General features: G+C 61.4%; 10 protein-coding genes and 1 pseudogene. 6 read left to right on the forward strand and 5 right to left on the reverse strand.

Features of this window, described 5'->3' with window-relative positions:
* Positions 1–127 precede the first annotated feature (127 nt).
* Complete coding sequence (locus BMH52_RS29915) at positions 128–1,000, reverse strand: methyl-accepting chemotaxis protein (RefSeq protein WP_370694794.1); 873 nt, start codon at positions 998–1,000, stop codon at positions 128–130.
* A pseudogene (locus BMH52_RS29920) lies at positions 983–1,753 on the reverse strand (MCP four helix bundle domain-containing protein); the annotation flags it as partial. The pseudogene BMH52_RS29920 and the gene BMH52_RS29915, both read right to left, overlap by 18 nt.
* Before the next feature lie 277 nt (positions 1,754–2,030).
* Between BMH52_RS29920 and BMH52_RS04315 the strand changes: the two are divergent.
* Positions 2,031–2,261: a hypothetical protein gene (locus BMH52_RS04315; RefSeq protein ID WP_003187970.1), complete on the forward strand. Its 231-nt coding sequence runs from the start codon at positions 2,031–2,033 to the stop codon at positions 2,259–2,261.
* Positions 2,258–2,551, forward strand: coding sequence for a cell division protein ZapA (locus tag BMH52_RS04320; RefSeq protein ID WP_003187971.1), 294 nt, complete (start codon positions 2,258–2,260; stop codon positions 2,549–2,551). The genes BMH52_RS04315 and BMH52_RS04320 overlap by 4 nt, the downstream gene beginning before the upstream one ends.
* A 3-nt stretch (positions 2,552–2,554) precedes the next feature.
* Here BMH52_RS04320 and BMH52_RS04325 read toward each other — a convergent pair whose 3' ends face one another.
* Positions 2,555–4,357 carry an acyl-CoA dehydrogenase gene (locus tag BMH52_RS04325; protein WP_072434831.1) on the reverse strand — a complete coding sequence of 601 codons (1,803 nt, stop codon included), beginning with the start codon at positions 4,355–4,357 and terminating at the stop codon, positions 2,555–2,557.
* Positions 4,358–4,588: 231 nt separating this feature from the next.
* Entirely contained in the window at positions 4,589–8,542 is a 3,954-nt protein-coding gene (gene putA, locus BMH52_RS04330) for a trifunctional transcriptional regulator/proline dehydrogenase/L-glutamate gamma-semialdehyde dehydrogenase (RefSeq protein WP_032893907.1), read from the reverse strand.
* 461 nt (positions 8,543–9,003) lie between these two features.
* Here putA and putP point away from each other — a divergent pair, with 461 nt between their 5' ends.
* The 4 genes from putP (at position 9,004) to BMH52_RS04355 (ending at position 14,385) form a co-directional block, all read left to right on the forward strand.
* On the forward strand, positions 9,004–10,488 hold the full coding sequence (gene putP / locus BMH52_RS04340) for a sodium/proline symporter PutP (protein WP_034125609.1): 1,485 nt from the start codon (positions 9,004–9,006) through the stop codon (positions 10,486–10,488).
* 216 nt (positions 10,489–10,704) lie between these two features.
* Positions 10,705–12,726, forward strand: coding sequence for a type VI secretion system tip protein TssI/VgrG (tssI, locus tag BMH52_RS04345; protein ID WP_073842997.1), 2,022 nt, complete (start codon positions 10,705–10,707; stop codon positions 12,724–12,726).
* Positions 12,726–13,451 (forward strand): DUF4123 domain-containing protein, encoded by a 726-nt coding sequence (locus tag BMH52_RS04350; RefSeq protein WP_073842999.1) that lies wholly within the window; start codon positions 12,726–12,728, stop codon positions 13,449–13,451. The genes tssI and BMH52_RS04350 overlap by 1 nt, the downstream gene beginning before the upstream one ends.
* Before the next feature lie 97 nt (positions 13,452–13,548).
* On the forward strand, positions 13,549–14,385 hold the full coding sequence (locus BMH52_RS04355; RefSeq protein ID WP_014716619.1) for a 23S rRNA (adenine(2030)-N(6))-methyltransferase RlmJ: 837 nt from the start codon (positions 13,549–13,551) through the stop codon (positions 14,383–14,385).
* 137 nt (positions 14,386–14,522) lie between these two features.
* Here BMH52_RS04355 and msrA read toward each other — a convergent pair whose 3' ends face one another.
* Positions 14,523–15,170: a peptide-methionine (S)-S-oxide reductase MsrA gene (gene msrA / locus BMH52_RS04360; protein WP_014716620.1), complete on the reverse strand. Its 648-nt coding sequence runs from the start codon at positions 15,168–15,170 to the stop codon at positions 14,523–14,525.
* Positions 15,171–15,217 lie beyond the last annotated feature (47 nt).

A 15,217-nucleotide genomic window follows, 5' to 3' on the forward strand; every position in this document is an offset into this window, starting at 1 on the left:
TCGATCAAATGTGGGAGCTGGCTTGCCTGCGATTGCGGTGTGCCAGGCGCCAGGGGCGTTAGCTGATAGATTGCTATCGCAGGCAAGCCAGCTCCCACAGGGTATGCGGTGTGAGCAAAGGCTTATTTCAGAGGCGGAACCTTCCGACCATCCCGTTCAGGTCCACCGCCAACCGCGACAATTCGCCGCTCGCCGCACTGGTCTGGCTGGCGCCGGTGGCCGATTGCACCGACAGGTCACGGATATTCACCAGGTTGCGGTCCACTTCCCGCGCCACCTGGGCCTGTTCTTCCGCCGCGCTGGCGATCACCAGGTTGCGCTCGTTGATCTCCACAATCGCCGTGTTGATGGTGTCCAGCGACAGGCCCGCGCCTCGTGCGATGTTAAGTGTCGATTCGGCGCGCTCGGTGCTGTTGCGCATCGAATCCACTGCATGTTCGGTACCCGTCTGGATACTGCCGATCATGCGTTCGATCTCGCTGGTGGACTGCTGGGTGCGATGGGCCAGCGCCCGCACTTCATCGGCCACCACGGCGAAACCACGCCCGGCTTCCCCGGCTCGAGCTGCTTCAATCGCTGCGTTCAGGGCCAGCAGGTTGGTCTGGTCAGCCAAGCCACGGATCACGTCCAGCACTTTACCGATATCCCTCGATTCATTGGCCAGGTCGCCAATCAGGGAAGCGGTGGCCTGTACGTCGGTACTCATGCGTTCGATAGCGCTAACGGTTTCCTGCACCAGGTCGCGGCCGTCACCGGCAGAGGTGGTGGCATTGCGCGAGGCTTCGGAGGTGCTCACCGCGTTGCGTGCGACTTCTTCCACCGCGCTGGTCATCTCGTTGACGGCAGTGGCGGCCTGTTCGATTTCGTTGTTCTGCTGGGTCAGGCCACGGGCGCTTTCGTCGGTGACCGCATTCAGCTCTTCAGCGGCAGACGCTAGCTGGGTAGCGGAGCCGGCGATACGTTGCAGGGTGTCGCGCAGTTTGTGTTGCATCTTGGCCATGGCCGCGAGCAGGCGTCCGGCTTCGTCGTTGCCGTCCACGGTGATCGGGCGCGTCAGGTTGCCTTCGGCCACTTCTTCGGCGGCTTCTAGCGCCTGTGCGATGGGCAGGGTGATGCTGCGGGTCAGCAGCCAGGCGAACAGCAAGGTCAGCGCCGTGGCAACCACCAGCAGGCCTACCACCAGGTCAAAGGCCATGTCGTATTGGTCTTTGGCGCGCTGGTTGGTGGCGTTGGCGTCGTCGTTATTGATATCCAGCAAGCGGGTCAAGACCGCATTGACCTGCTCGGAGTTGTCCAGCAACTCGGTGTTGAGCAGGCTGCGCAGCTCGTTGACCTGATTGGCGCGAGACAGGCTCTTCATGCGCTCTTCAATCTGGCGGTACTGACCCAGCAAGCGCACGTACTCGTTGTAAGCGTTGCGCTCTTCGGTGCTGGTGATCAGTTTTTCGTAGATGTCCTGGGCTGTGCGAATCTGCTGATTGCGCAGTTCGAAGGCTTCCAGGGTCTTTTGCTGTACATCTGGCTCGCGGTTGGTCAGCAAGCGGTACGACAGCACGCGCAGGCGCAGGGTCAGTTGGGTGAATTCATCCAGGGCGCGAATGCTGGGCACGCTGGCCGAGGTGATGTCTTCGGTGGCTGCACGAATTTTGCTCATCTGGTTCAGGGCGAACACACCGAGCAACAACATCAAGGCGCCAATAAACGCGAAGCCAAGGAAGGCCCTCGGGGCGATATTCATATTACGAAGAGACATGCTGGAGTCCTGGGGGAGGCGCTATCCATGCGGCCATGAGACGAGGTGTGCCCGCCTTATCGGCCCTGCGACTAAAGTCTTAAGGGGGCGCGCGCTTTTGTCGCATCGGACCAGGGGTTGTGTGAGTTCAGGAACCAGATCGGGTAAATGCAGTCACTAAGGCTCGAAAGTGCGGCCCGGCCTTGCAACATCGGGCTGCGCGGCCGGGGATAATCCTGGCATCCGAGGTGAATTTTCTTTATCGTCACCGCCCTTTTTAAACGCCCGAGAAATCAAAATGTTAGAAGCATCCCTCAGCCAATTGGAACAACTGGTCAGCGACCTCGTACAGCAGAATCAAGAACTGCTGGGCAGCAACGAATCCCTCAAGGCCGAGCTGGCCCGCGCCAAGGACGAAAACGACAGCCTGCAACTGAACCTGATGGAACAGGAAGAAAAGCACGGCGCCACCGCCGCCCGCATCCAGGCGCTGGTTGAGCGTGTAAGTGCAGGGCCTGTCAGCGCATGAGTGAGGGCATAAAGGTCGTTTCGATTCTCGGAGAGGATTACTCGATCAAGGCACCGGCCGGCGAAGATCAGACCCTGATGCATGCCGTGACCATGCTCAAGGCCTCCCTGGCGGTTACCAAGAAAAAGTACCCGACCCTGATCGGTGACAAGCTATTGGTACTGGCCGCGCTGAACCTGTGCGCCGAGCAGATTGAAATGCAACAGGCGCACCAGCAGGAACTCGACCGTTACCAAGAGCAAGTCAGCGCCACGGTCGATGTGATCTCTAAGGTGATCGGTCAGCCCTGAGGGCTAGAACCATTCCTCTTGCATGCCCAGGCACGTATCGTCGCGTGCCTCCAGAATCGCCAGTTCATGATGGCAGCTCGGTACTTCCCAGGTCAGGAAGTACCGGGCGGCCTGGAGCTTGCCCTTATAAAAGGCCGCGTCAGCCGCTTCCCCTTTGGCCAGCCCTTCTTCGGCGCGGATCGCCTGTTCCAGCCAGCGCCAGCCAATCACCGTGTGCCCGAACACTTTCAAGTACAGCGCCGAGTTCGCCAGGCTGCTGTTGACCTTGCCTTGGGCGAGATCGGTCAGCAGGCCAATCGTGACGCTTTGCAGCCGGTTTACCAGTTGCTCCAGAGGCTCTCGCAGTGCCGTGAGTGAAGGGTGCTTTTGCGCCCGGGCTCCGGTTTCGGCGATCAGGCGAATCAACTGCTTTAAACCGGCGCCGCCGTTCTGCGCCAATTTGCGCCCGAGCAGGTCCAGGGACTGGATGCCGTGGGTGCCTTCATGGATGGGGTTCAGGCGGTTGTCGCGGTAGTACTGCTCCACCGGGTATTCGCGGGTGTAGCCGTGGCCGCCGAGAATCTGGATCGCCAGCTCGTTGGCCTTGAGGCAGAACTCCGACGGCCAGGATTTGACGATGGGCGTGAGCAGGTCGAGCAGTTCGTGGGCTTGCTTGCGCTCGGTGTCGGTTTGCAGGGTGGTGGTGTCGTCGAATAGCCGCGCCGCGTAGAGGCCGAGGTCAAAGGCGCCTTCCACATAGGCTTTCTGGGTCAGTAGCATGCGCTTGATGTCGGCGTGCTGGATGATCGCCACCGGTGCGGTGCTCGGGTCTTTACTATCAGGCAGGCGCCCCTGGGGCCGTTCGCGGGCGTAGTCCAGGGAGTAGAGGTAGCCGGCGTAACCGAGCATCACCGCGCCCATGCCCACGCCGATGCGTGCCTCGTTCATCATCTGGAACATGCAGCTCAGCCCCTGGTGCGGCTTGCCCACCAGATAGCCGACACAGTTGCCGTTATCGCCAAAGTTAAGCGCCGTGGACGTGGTGCCGCGCCAGCCCATCTTGTGGAACAGCCCTGCCAGCAGCACATCGTTGCGAGCGCCCAGGCTGCCGTCCTCGTTGACCAGGAACTTGGGCACGATAAACAGCGAAATGCCCTTCACGCCTGCGGGAGCGTCCGGCAATTTTGCCAGCACCATATGCACGATGTTTTCCGACAGCGAATGGTCGCCACCGGAGATAAAGATCTTGTTGCCCTTGAGCCGATAACTGCCGTCAGCCGCGGGTTCTGCACGGGTACGAATGTCCGACAGGGAAGAACCTGCATGGGGCTCGGTCAGGGCCATGGTGCCGAAGAAGCGCCCGTCGATCATTGGCTGCAGGAAGCGTTGTTTCTGCTCCTCGGTGCCGAAGCTTTCGATCAGGTTGGCGGCGCCCATGGTCAGGAACGGGTAGGACGTCGAGGCGGCGTTGGCCGATTGGAAGTGCGCGAAACAGGCCTGGGACAACAGGGTCGGCAGTTGCATGCCACCTGCTTCAAAGCTACGTGCTGCGTTGAGGAAACCGGCCTCCAGGAAGGCGTCTACGGCGGGTTTGACTTCCGGGATCAGGATCGCTTGGCCGTTCTCATAACGCGGTTCGTTTTCGTCGTTCTTGCGGTTGTGGGGGGCGAAGTACTTTTCGGCGATGCTGCGCGCCGTGCTGATTGCAGCGTCGAAAGTTTCGCGGTTGTGCTCGGCAAACCGCTCGCGCTGGGTCAGGCCCTCGGCATCGAGGACTTCATACAGCTCGAAAGCCAGATTGCGGGAACTGAGCAGCGTCTCGGACATGGCGGCGTACCTTTGAAGGAATTGGCCTGAGTCTAAGTGCGCGAATGTAGGGTGGCTAGCAAGATTGATTTAAGTGATAGAAGGGCAGAACGCTGGCGAGGCATCGAGATCGTTCCCACGCTCTGCGTGGGAACGCCTCTTTTGACGCTCCGCGTCACGCTTCTGGACGCAGAGCGTCCTTAAGCTGCATTCCCACGCGGAGCGTGGGAACGATCAGCCGCGGTGTGTCAGTTAGCCGATGGTCATCAGGCTGGCGTTACCACCCGCCGCGGCGGTGTTTACGCTCAACGCTCGCTCGATCACCAGGCGCTCCAGGGCAATCGCGGTCTCACCTTGAGACATGCCATGCACCCCGACAATCGCCCCACCGCGCTGCGCCACTTGCTGGCACACCGCACGCAGTTGGTCGGAATCACCGTGATGCAGCACGGCGTCAAACACCACGTCGTCCTTGGTCCAGTCAGCCACGCGCTTGATCTTCGCCTGAATCTCTTTAGGCAGGCGTGGGAACAAGGCCTTGGTCAGCTCGGTTTCCGGCCATACCGCCGAACCACCGACGGCCAATACCGCCGCCAGTTGGGTCAGCAGGTCGCCTTCCACTTCGGCCAGGCACAGTACGTGCTCGCGCGGCAGGATGGCGTAGCTGTTGCGCTCGCCGGTCGGGCCGGCCAGTTGGCGGGTGATACCGCTTTGCGACTGGGCGGCGAACTGCGTGCACAGGGCGCTCAGTTCACTGAACTTATTGCCGTCGGCCCAGGTTTTCAGGGCGGTCAGCGATTGGCTCATGGCATCACGCAGGCGCACATCCGGCGCGGCCAACTTGTCGCCGCGTACGAAGGATTGCTCGATTGCATCGGTAGGACGAGTCGACAACAAGCGGTACAGGTACAGCGGGCCACCGGCTTTCGGGCCAGTGCCCGACAGGCCTTCGCCGCCGAACGGCTGCACGCCGACCACGGCGCCAACAATGTTGCGGTTGACGTAGACGTTACCGGCATTGACGTTGTCGATCACCTTGGCGATGGTCTCGTCGATGCGCGTGTGCACGCCCAGGGTCAGGCCGTAGCCGGAAGCGTTGATCTGGCCGATGAGCTGGTCGATCTCTTTGCGCTTGTAGCGCACTACGTGCAGCACCGGGCCGAAGATCTCGCGTTGCAGTTCGTCGAAGCTTTCCAGCTCGATCAGGGTCGGCATCACGAAGGTGCCGCGCTTGATCTCTTCACCGTCGGCAATCGCCACCTGGTAAACGTTGCGGCCTTTGTCACGCATGGCCTGGATGTGTTTCTCGATACCGGCCTTGGCTTCGGCGTCGATCACCGGGCCGATGTCGACCGACAGGCGTTCCGGGTTACCCAGGCGGCATTCAGCCATGGCGCCCTTGAGCATTTCGACCACACGGTCTGCCGAATCTTCCTGCAGGCACAGTACGCGCAGTGCCGAGCAACGTTGACCGGCGCTGTCGAAGGCCGACGACACGACGTCGATCACCACTTGTTCGGTCAGCGCCGAGGAATCGACGATCATCGCATTCTGGCCACCGGTTTCGGCGATCAGTGGAATCGGGCGACCCTGGGCATCCAGGCGACCGGCGACATTGCGTTGCAGCAGGCGCGCCACTTCGGTGGAACCGGTGAACATCACGCCTTTGACGCGATCATCACCCACCAGACGGGCACCGACGCTTTCGCCCTGGCCTGGCAGCAATTGCAGCACACCTTCCGGAATACCGGCTTCAAGCAGAATACGTACGGCCTGGGCAGCCACCAGCGGCGTCTGCTCGGCAGGCTTGGCCAGCACCGGGTTACCGGCAGCCAGCGCTGCAGCTACCTGACCGCTGAAGATGGCGAGGGGGAAGTTCCACGGGCTGATGCACACCACCGGGCCCAATGGGCGGTGGGCGTCATTGGTAAAGTCGTTGCGCGCCTGCACCGCGTAGTAACGCAGGAAGTCCACGGCTTCACGCACTTCGGCGATGGCGTTGGCGAAGGTCTTGCCGGCTTCACGGGCCAGCAGGCCCATCAGCGGCTGGATCTCGCCTTCCATCAGGTCGGCGGCGCGCTCCAGGATGGCAGCACGTTCGGCGGGCGGGGTGGCCTGCCAGATCGGCGCGGCGCTGATGGCGCACTGGATGGCGTTGTCGACGTCTTCGACGGTGGCTTCCTGTACCTGGCCGACCACATCACGCAGGTCAGATGGGTTCAGAACCGGTTGTGCCGCTTCATTGCTGGCAGCGCAACCGAGCATCGGTGCGGCTTTCCAGTTGTTGTGAGCAGTGGCCAGCAGGGCGCAGGACAACGAGGCCAGGCGATGTTCGTTGGCCAGGTCGATACCGGCCGAGTTGGCGCGGTCGCTGCCGTACAGGTCACGCGGCAAAGGGATGCGCGGGTGTGGCAGGCCGAAACCGCCTTCCTGGGTTGCCATTTGCTCGATGCTGGCCACCGGGTCGGCTACCAGTTCCTGGATCGAGATGGACTGGTCAGCGATGCGGTTGACGAACGAGGTGTTGGCGCCGTTTTCCAGCAGGCGGCGTACCAGATAGGCCAGCAGCGTTTCGTGGGTACCGACCGGCGCGTACACACGGCACGGACGGTTCAACTTACCTTCGGAAACCTTGCCTACAACCTGTTCGTACAGCGGTTCACCCATGCCGTGCAGGCACTGGAACTCGTACTGGCCGGGGTAATAGTTCTGACCGGCGATGTGGTAGATAGCCGACAGGGTGTGGGCGTTGTGCGTGGCGAACTGCGGGTAGATGACTTCCGGCACCGACAGCAGTTTGCGCGCGCAGGCAATGTAGGAAACGTCGGTGTACACCTTACGGGTGTACACCGGGTAGCCTTCCAGGCCTTCGACCTGGGCGCGCTTGATTTCGCTGTCCCAGTACGCGCCTTTTACCAGGCGGATCATCAGGCGATGGCGGCTGCGGCGGGCCAGGTCGATGACGTAGTCGATCACATACGGGCAACGCTTCTGGTACGCCTGGATCACAAAGCCGATGCCGTTCCAGCCAGTCAATTGCGGCTCGAAGCACAGGCGTTCGAGCAGGTCCAGGGACAGCTCCAGGCGGTCGGCTTCTTCGGCGTCGATGTTCAGGCCGATGTCGTACTGCTTGGCCAGCAAGGTCAGCGACAGCAGGCGCGGGTACAACTCGTCCATCACCCGCTCGTACTGCGCACGGCTGTAGCGCGGGTGCAGGGCGGAGAGCTTGATGGAGATGCCCGGGCCTTCATAGATCCCACGGCCATGGGAGGCTTTGCCGATGGAATGAATGGCTTGTTCGTACGAGGCCAGGTACTTCTGGGCGTCGTGTTCGGTGAGGGCGGCTTCACCGAGCATGTCGTAGGAATAGCGGAAGCCCTTGGCTTCGAACTTGCTCGCATTGGCCAGGGCTTCGGCGATGGTTTCGCCGGTGACGAACTGCTCGCCCATCAGGCGCATAGCCATGTCGACGCCCTTGCGGATCATCGGCTCGCCGCTCTTGCCGATGATGCGGCTCAGGGACGAGGTCAGGCCCGCTTCGTTGTGGGTCGACACCAGCTTGCCAGTCAGCAGCAGGCCCCAGGTGGCGGCGTTGACGAACAGCGAAGGGCTGTTGCCCAGGTGTGGCTGCCAGTTGCCGGTGCTGATCTTGTCGCGGATCAGCGCATCGCGGGTGCCTTTGTCCGGGATACGCAGCAGCGCTTCGGCCAGGCACATCAGCGCCACGCCTTCCTGGGACGACAGGGAGAATTCTTGCAGCAGGCCCTGAACAATACCGGCACGGCCGCCGGCACTCTTCTGATTGCGCAGTTTTTCGGCAATGCTCGCGGCCAGCTTGTTGGTGGCTTCGGCCATCGGCGCCGGCAGGCGCGCCTGTTCGATCAGCATCGGCACCACTTCCGGCTCGGGGCGACGGTAAGCGGCGGTGATTGCGGCACGCAATACCGATTGCGGCAGGATGCTCTCGGCGAACTCAAGGAAGCACTGGTGGGCGTGGTCGGCCTGGACCTCGCCGGCATCATCGGCCTCCTTGCTGCTCAAGCCATTGAGCTCGGACAGGGTTGCACCACCCTCGAGTTTCTCCAGGTAATTGAAAATCGCCTGCTTGATCAGCCAGTGCGGCGTACGATCAATGGAGGTCGCGGCGGCCTTCAGGCGTTCGCGGGTCGGGTCGTCGAGTTTGACCCCAAGGGTGGTCGTTGCCATTTTTTTATCCTCATGGGTGCCACTACCGAGTGGCATCTGCTGGCGGCAAGATTAGCTTTGCCCATCCCGAGGTGCAACCGGGTGCAACCCTTTTGTTGGTTAAATGTTCGACGCTTGATCGGAAAAAAATAAACAGGCGACCGAATCCGCTCCGCGCTGGTGCATTTGCTTCTGAGATCGGCTGTTCTTGCTCCGAAAAGGAGCAAAAAAAGCGCGTTTGTCCTAAAACATACTTGGGTGCAACTTAATCGGCAGAAACTGGTTGCACCTTATTTGCTTTGTTGAATAGCATTCGCGCACCAAGGTGCAACCAACCCTCAGGGTGGGTTCATCGGCTGGCGGCTTTCCTGGGGAAACGCCAGTCATAAATGCGCGGCATGCAGGTTCGTCTATCCGGTTATCCACGGGTGGCCGTCCCCATGACCGTCGCTACATAAAAACAAAGCCAGGGCGTCACTCCTATGAGCGTTAGCAATCCAACCCTGATCACGTTCGTGATCTACATCGCAGCAATGGTGCTGATCGGCCTGATGGCCTATCGCTCCACCAACAACCTTTCCGATTACATCCTGGGCGGTCGCAGCCTCGGTAGCGTGGTGACAGCCTTGTCCGCCGGTGCTTCCGACATGAGTGGCTGGCTGTTGATGGGCTTGCCGGGCGCGATCTACATGTCCGGTCTGTCGGAAAGCTGGATTGCCATCGGCCTGATCGTCGGTGCTTACCTCAACTGGTTGTTCGTGGCCGGCCGCCTGCGGGTGCAGACCGAACACAACGGCGACGCCCTGACCCTGCCGGATTACTTCTCCAGCCGCTTCGAAGATAAGAGCGGCCTGCTGCGGATCATCTCCGCCGTGGTGATCCTGGTGTTCTTCACCATCTACTGCGCCTCCGGCATCGTCGCCGGCGCCCGCCTGTTCGAAAGCACCTTCGGCATGTCCTACGAGACCGCGCTGTGGGCCGGTGCTGCAGCGACCATTGCCTACACCTTCATCGGTGGTTTCCTGGCAGTCAGTTGGACCGACACCGTACAAGCCACGCTGATGATCTTCGCGCTGATCCTTACGCCGATCATCGTGCTGCTGGCCACCGGCGGCGTAGACACCACCTTCCTGGCCATTGAAGCCAAGGACCCGACCAGCTTCGACATGCTGAAAAACACCACCTTCATCGGCGTTATTTCGCTGATGGGCTGGGGCCTGGGCTACTTCGGCCAACCGCACATCCTTGCGCGTTTCATGGCGGCGGACTCGGTGAAATCGATCGCCAAGGCGCGTCGTATTTCCATGACCTGGATGATCCTGTGCCTGGGCGGCACCGTGGCAGTGGGCTTCTTCGGTATCGCTTACTTCTCGGCACACCCGGAAGTAGCAGGCCCGGTGACTGAAAACCCAGAGCGTGTGTTTATCGAACTGGCCAAAATCCTGTTCAACCCATGGGTTGCCGGTGTGTTGCTGTCGGCCATTCTGGCGGCTGTGATGAGCACCCTGAGCTGCCAATTGCTGGTGTGCTCCAGCGCCCTGACCGAAGACTTCTACAAGGCGTTCCTGCGCAAGGGCGCGTCCCAGCTTGAGCTGGTATGGGTCGGTCGCATCATGGTGCTGGTAGTGGCCTTGATCGCCATCGCCATGGCAGCCAACCCGGAAAACCGCGTACTGGGCCTGGTCAGCTACGCCTGGGCCGGTTTCGGTGCAGCCTTCGGCCCTGTGGTACTGATCTCGGTAATCTGGAAACACATGACCCGCAACGGCGCGCTGGCCGGCATCCTGGTCGGCGCAATCACCGTGATCGTGTGGAAGCACTTCGAATTGCTGGGCCTGTACGAAATCATCCCAGGCTTCATCTTCGCCAGCCTGGCGATCTACTTCGTGAGCAAGATGGGCGCACCGACGGTGGGTATGGTCGAGCGTTTTGACGCGGCGGAAAAAGATTACAACTTGAACAAGTAATTCGCTGGGCGTTTAACGCCTGCTGAGCGAACAAGAAAGGCCCACGTCCGAAGGACGCTGGGCCTTTTTTGGGTGGGCTGATTGGTGCAATAGCCGCCGATGCCCGTGGATTCCAGCGGTGCTCACGTAGGACCTTACTTATTTGCCGAGGCAGCGCTCGGCCAGGCGAACGGCTGGTGCAGAATCGGTCGCCCACCCTTCGCAGAGAAACACCGGATGTTCGCTCCTGCCAACCAACCCGCATTTACCCTGGCCCTGGATGGGGCGCCCAGTGACTTCAAGGTGTTCGCGTTCAACGGCACCGAGGCCATCAGCCAGCCTTACCGGTTTGAACTTGAGCTGGTCTGCGAGCAGCCGGATATCGATCTGGAGGGCTTGCTGCATCGCCAGGTGTACTTGGGCTTCGATGATCAGGGGCATGGCGTTCATGGCCTGGTGTATCGGTTAGCCCAGGGCGACTCGGGCCGGCGCTTGACGCGTTACCAACTCAGTCTTGCGCCGCATCTGGCGTACCTGGCGCACAGTAGCCATCAGCGTATTTTTCAGCATAAGACGGTGCCGCAGATTGTTACTCAGGTGCTGGCCGGGCAGGGGATTCACAGTGATCGCTTTGAGTTCCGGTTGAGCGGTGATTACCCGGAGCGTGAATATTGCGTGCAGTTCGGCGAGAGCGACCTGGCGTTCATTCAGCGCCTGTGTGCCGAACTGGGGATTCACTATCACTTCCAGCATTCCCCCGAAGGGCATCTGCTGGTGTTTGGCGATGACCAGACGGTGTTTGCCCAGATGGATCAGCCCACGCCTTACCGGCCAGGTTCGGGAATGGTGGCCGATACCCCTGGGATCAAGCGCTTCACCTTGCAATTGGCGACCCGGACCACGGCGTTGAACCTGCGCGATTACGACTTTCGCAAACCCCATGTCGAGCTGGAAAGCGCAGCCGTCGATGAGTCTTTGCCCAAGCTTGAAGCGCAGCACTACCCCGGCAATTTTTCCGACCGAGCCCATGGCCGATACCTCGCCCAGCGTGGCTTGGAGCGGCACCGCAGCGACTACCGCAGTGCCCATGGCCAGGGCGATGAGCCGGCATTGGCCAGTGGCCGGTTTTTGCAGTTGCGCGAGCACCCCCGCGAGGACTGGAATGATTTGTGGCTGGTGACGCAGGTGCGCCATGAAGGCAAACAGCCTCAGGTGCTGGAGGAGGCGGTTACCGAGGAAGAAGGTGGGGAGCTGCGCCAGGGGTATCGCAACGCATTTGTGGCCGCGCCATGGGAGGCGGTGTTTCGTCCGCCCTTGCCAGAGCAGCCGCGCCCGACGGTGTCGGGGTATCAAAGCGCGGTGGTTACCGGCCCGGTTGACAGTGAGGTCCACTGTGACGAGTACGGCCGGGTCAAGGTGCAACTGGCCTGGGATCGTGTCGGTGAGCACAACGACCATTCCAGTTGCTGGCTGCGGGTAGCCAGCGGCTGGGCCCATGACCGTTATGGCGTGGTGCTGATCCCCCGGGTCGGTATGGAGGTGCTGGTGGGGTTCGTCAATGGCGACATGGACATGCCGCTGGTGGTGGGGTGCCTGCCCAACGCCGCCACGCCAGTGCCCCTCGACCTGCCCGCAGACAAGACCCGCAGTCTCTGGCGTAGCCAGAGCAGCCCTGGCGGTGGTGGCTACAACGAACTGCGTATCGAGGACCGCAAGGGCGCTGAGGAAATCTACCTGCGCGCCCAGCGGGACTGGACCCAGCATGTGTTGCACGACCAGCAGGTACAGGTCGATAACCAGCGTCGCGTGCAGGTGGGCGGCGAGTCGCGCCATGAGCTGCGGGGCGAAGAGCAGCGCATCACCCACGGCAACCGTTTGACGCAGCTCAAGCAGGATGACCATCTGGTGGTTGGCGGTTCGCAGCACATGCGTGCCGGGCAGACCATTGCGTTGGGGGCCGGGCAAAACATCATCATTGATGCGGGTGCCAGCGTGACGATCCAGGCGGGTGGGCAGTCGATCACGTTGTCAGCGGGCGGGATATTCAGCAGTGTGCCGATCCAGCTCGGCAGCGCGCCTGCTCCGACACCTGCACCGTTGATGCCTGGATTGAACGAGACTTTATTGACCGTGGTTCCCGCGCCGTTAAGCCGCGCACAAGTGGTCAGCCTGAAACGCAGCGCGCCGTTCTGCGAAGAATGCGAGCGCTGCAAGAACGGCCAGTGTGACATCGGCGCCCATGCACGGAGTGCGTCCTGATGCCCGCGCCCTTGACGCCCAATGCCTGGCTGGCGCACTACCCGTTGCAGCCAGATGAACAGCTGTACGCCGTGCTGGGCAATGCCAGCGACGCCAAGCCGCTCGCCACCTGGCAAGGCACGGCTGCGGGGAAGATGCCGCGACCGATCTGGGTGGGCACGGCCTACGCTGACTGGGAGGAGGTCATGCCCTACGTTGGCGTCGTTGAGCCGAGCAGTGCTTTTCTCGATTGGATAGCCACCACCCAAGCGTCGGACTGGGGCTGGCTGGCGGTCTCATCCAGCCCGCTGGAGGTGGTGATCGCGCATTTGAAGGGGTTGACCCAGGTGTACTTGCCGGAAAGCCAGCCGGTGTTTTTGCGCTTCTGGGACGGCGCGCACCTTTTGCCGATGTTGCAGTCATTAGGCGACGAGGCGGCGCGCGTGTTGCCGGTGTTCCAGCGCTACCTGGTCAACGGCCAACCGCTGTCGGTGGCGCCCAAATCAGTCACTGCGGCCCCAACCAGCCCGTGGTGGCAGGTACCGGCATCGTTGCTGATGCATATGGCCCAGCAGTCACCGCAGGTGCTGGTCGACAACCTGTTGCAATGGCTCCAGGAACAGCGCCCTGACCTCTACACCGCGTTTACGCCAGCGACCTTGCAGCACAAGGTCGCCTACTTCGTACGCAGCCCGCAAGTCAGCCATGGCGCATTGGCTGATTACCTTGCCTCGCAACTCAGTTGAGCCCCTGGCAATAGCGTGACATCCGTGCCGCCTGCCGTGCGGCCCTGCACCTTTGCGTCGGTAGGAGGTAAACTTCGCCCCCTGCGCAGGAGCAACCATGAATTATCGTCACGCCTTTCACGCCGGCAACCACGCCGATGTCTTCAAACACCTGACCTTGACCCGCCTCATCGCCCTGATGTCGCGCAAGGAACAGCCGTTCGCCTACCTCGACACTCACGCAGGCATTGGCTTGTACGACTTGCAGGGCGACCAGGCCAACCGCACCGGTGAGTACCTGGAAGGCATCGCCCGCCTGTGGGGCGCAAGCGACCTGCCTCCGCTCACCGCCGACTACATGCGCGTGCTGCACGAGATGAACCCGGATGGCCAGTTGCGCTACTACCCGGGCTCGCCGGAACTGGCGCGCCGCCTCACACGGCCCCAGGACCGTGTGCTGCTCAATGAGAAGCACCCGGAAGATGGCGTGCTGCTCAAGGACAACATGAAGGGTGATCGCCGCGTCAAAGTGCATCTGGGCGAGGGCTGGCATGTGCCACGGGCCTTGCTGCCGGTGCCGGAAAAGCGCGGGCTGATGCTGATCGACCCGCCGTTTGAAAAACTCGACGAAATGCAGCGTTGCGCGGCGTCCCTCAAGGAAGCCGTCAGCCGTATGCGCCAGACGGTCGCGGCGATCTGGTACCCGGTGAAAGACCAGCGCATGTTGCGCCGTTTCTACCAGGACCTGGCCGGTACCGGTGCGCCGAAGCTGCTGCGTGTGGAGTTGCTGGTGCATCCGCTGGACACGCCCAACACCCTCACCGGCTCGGGCCTGGCGATTGCCAACCCGCCGTGGGGTCTGGAAGAGGAATTGCGTGAGTTGCTGCCATGGTTGTCCAAGCAACTGGGCCAGACCCAGGGTGGCTGGCAGATGGATTGGCTCATCGCCGAATAACCGATCTCAATCCAAACGCAGGACCCAATGTGGGAGCGGGCTTGCTCGCGAAAGCGGAGTGTCAGTCACTGAATTTGCTGACTGATATACCGCTTTCGCGAGCAAGCCCGCTCCCACATTTTGGTTTGTGTAGCTTCCTAGATCGGGCACGTCACGCCAGTGCCGCCGATCCCACAGTAACCCTGGGGATTCTTCGCCAGGTACTGCTGGTGATACGCCTCGGCGAAGTACACCGTCGGGGCCTCTTCGATTTCCGTGGTGATTTCACCCAGGCCGGCCTTGCTCAGCTCTTGCTGATAAGCCTCGGCACTGGCTTTGGCCGCCGCCAATTGCTCCGGCGTGGTGGCGTAGATCACCGAGCGGTACTGGCTGCCGATGTCGTTGCCCTGGCGCATGCCCTGGGTCGGGTTGTGCAGTTCCCAGAACATCTTCAGCAGGTCTTCGTATTTCACCTTGGCCTGGTCATACACCACCAGCACCACTTCGCTGTGGCCGGTCAGGCCCGAGCAGACTTCTTCGTAAGTCGGGTTAGGCGTGAAGCCGCCGGCGTAGCCGACCACGGTGCTGACCACGCCGTCGCGCTGCCAGAACTTGCGTTCTGCGCCCCAGAAGCAGCCCAGGCCGAAGATCGCAAAGCCGACGTCATCCAGGAACGGGCCCAGCAGTGGGTTGCCGTTGACGAAGTGCGTTTCCGGTAACTTCATCGGGGTTTCACGACCAGGCAACGCTTGTTCTTGAGTAGGCAGCACGTTTTTGTTCACCAGAATTTCCGAGCGCAAGACCATGATCAGTCCTCTCGTCAGGTTGAGTAACAGTAAATTGTCAGACAGCC

The organism is Pseudomonas sp. BTN1, assembly GCF_001907715.1.
GTDB lineage: Bacteria > Pseudomonadota > Gammaproteobacteria > Pseudomonadales > Pseudomonadaceae > Aquipseudomonas > Aquipseudomonas paracarnis.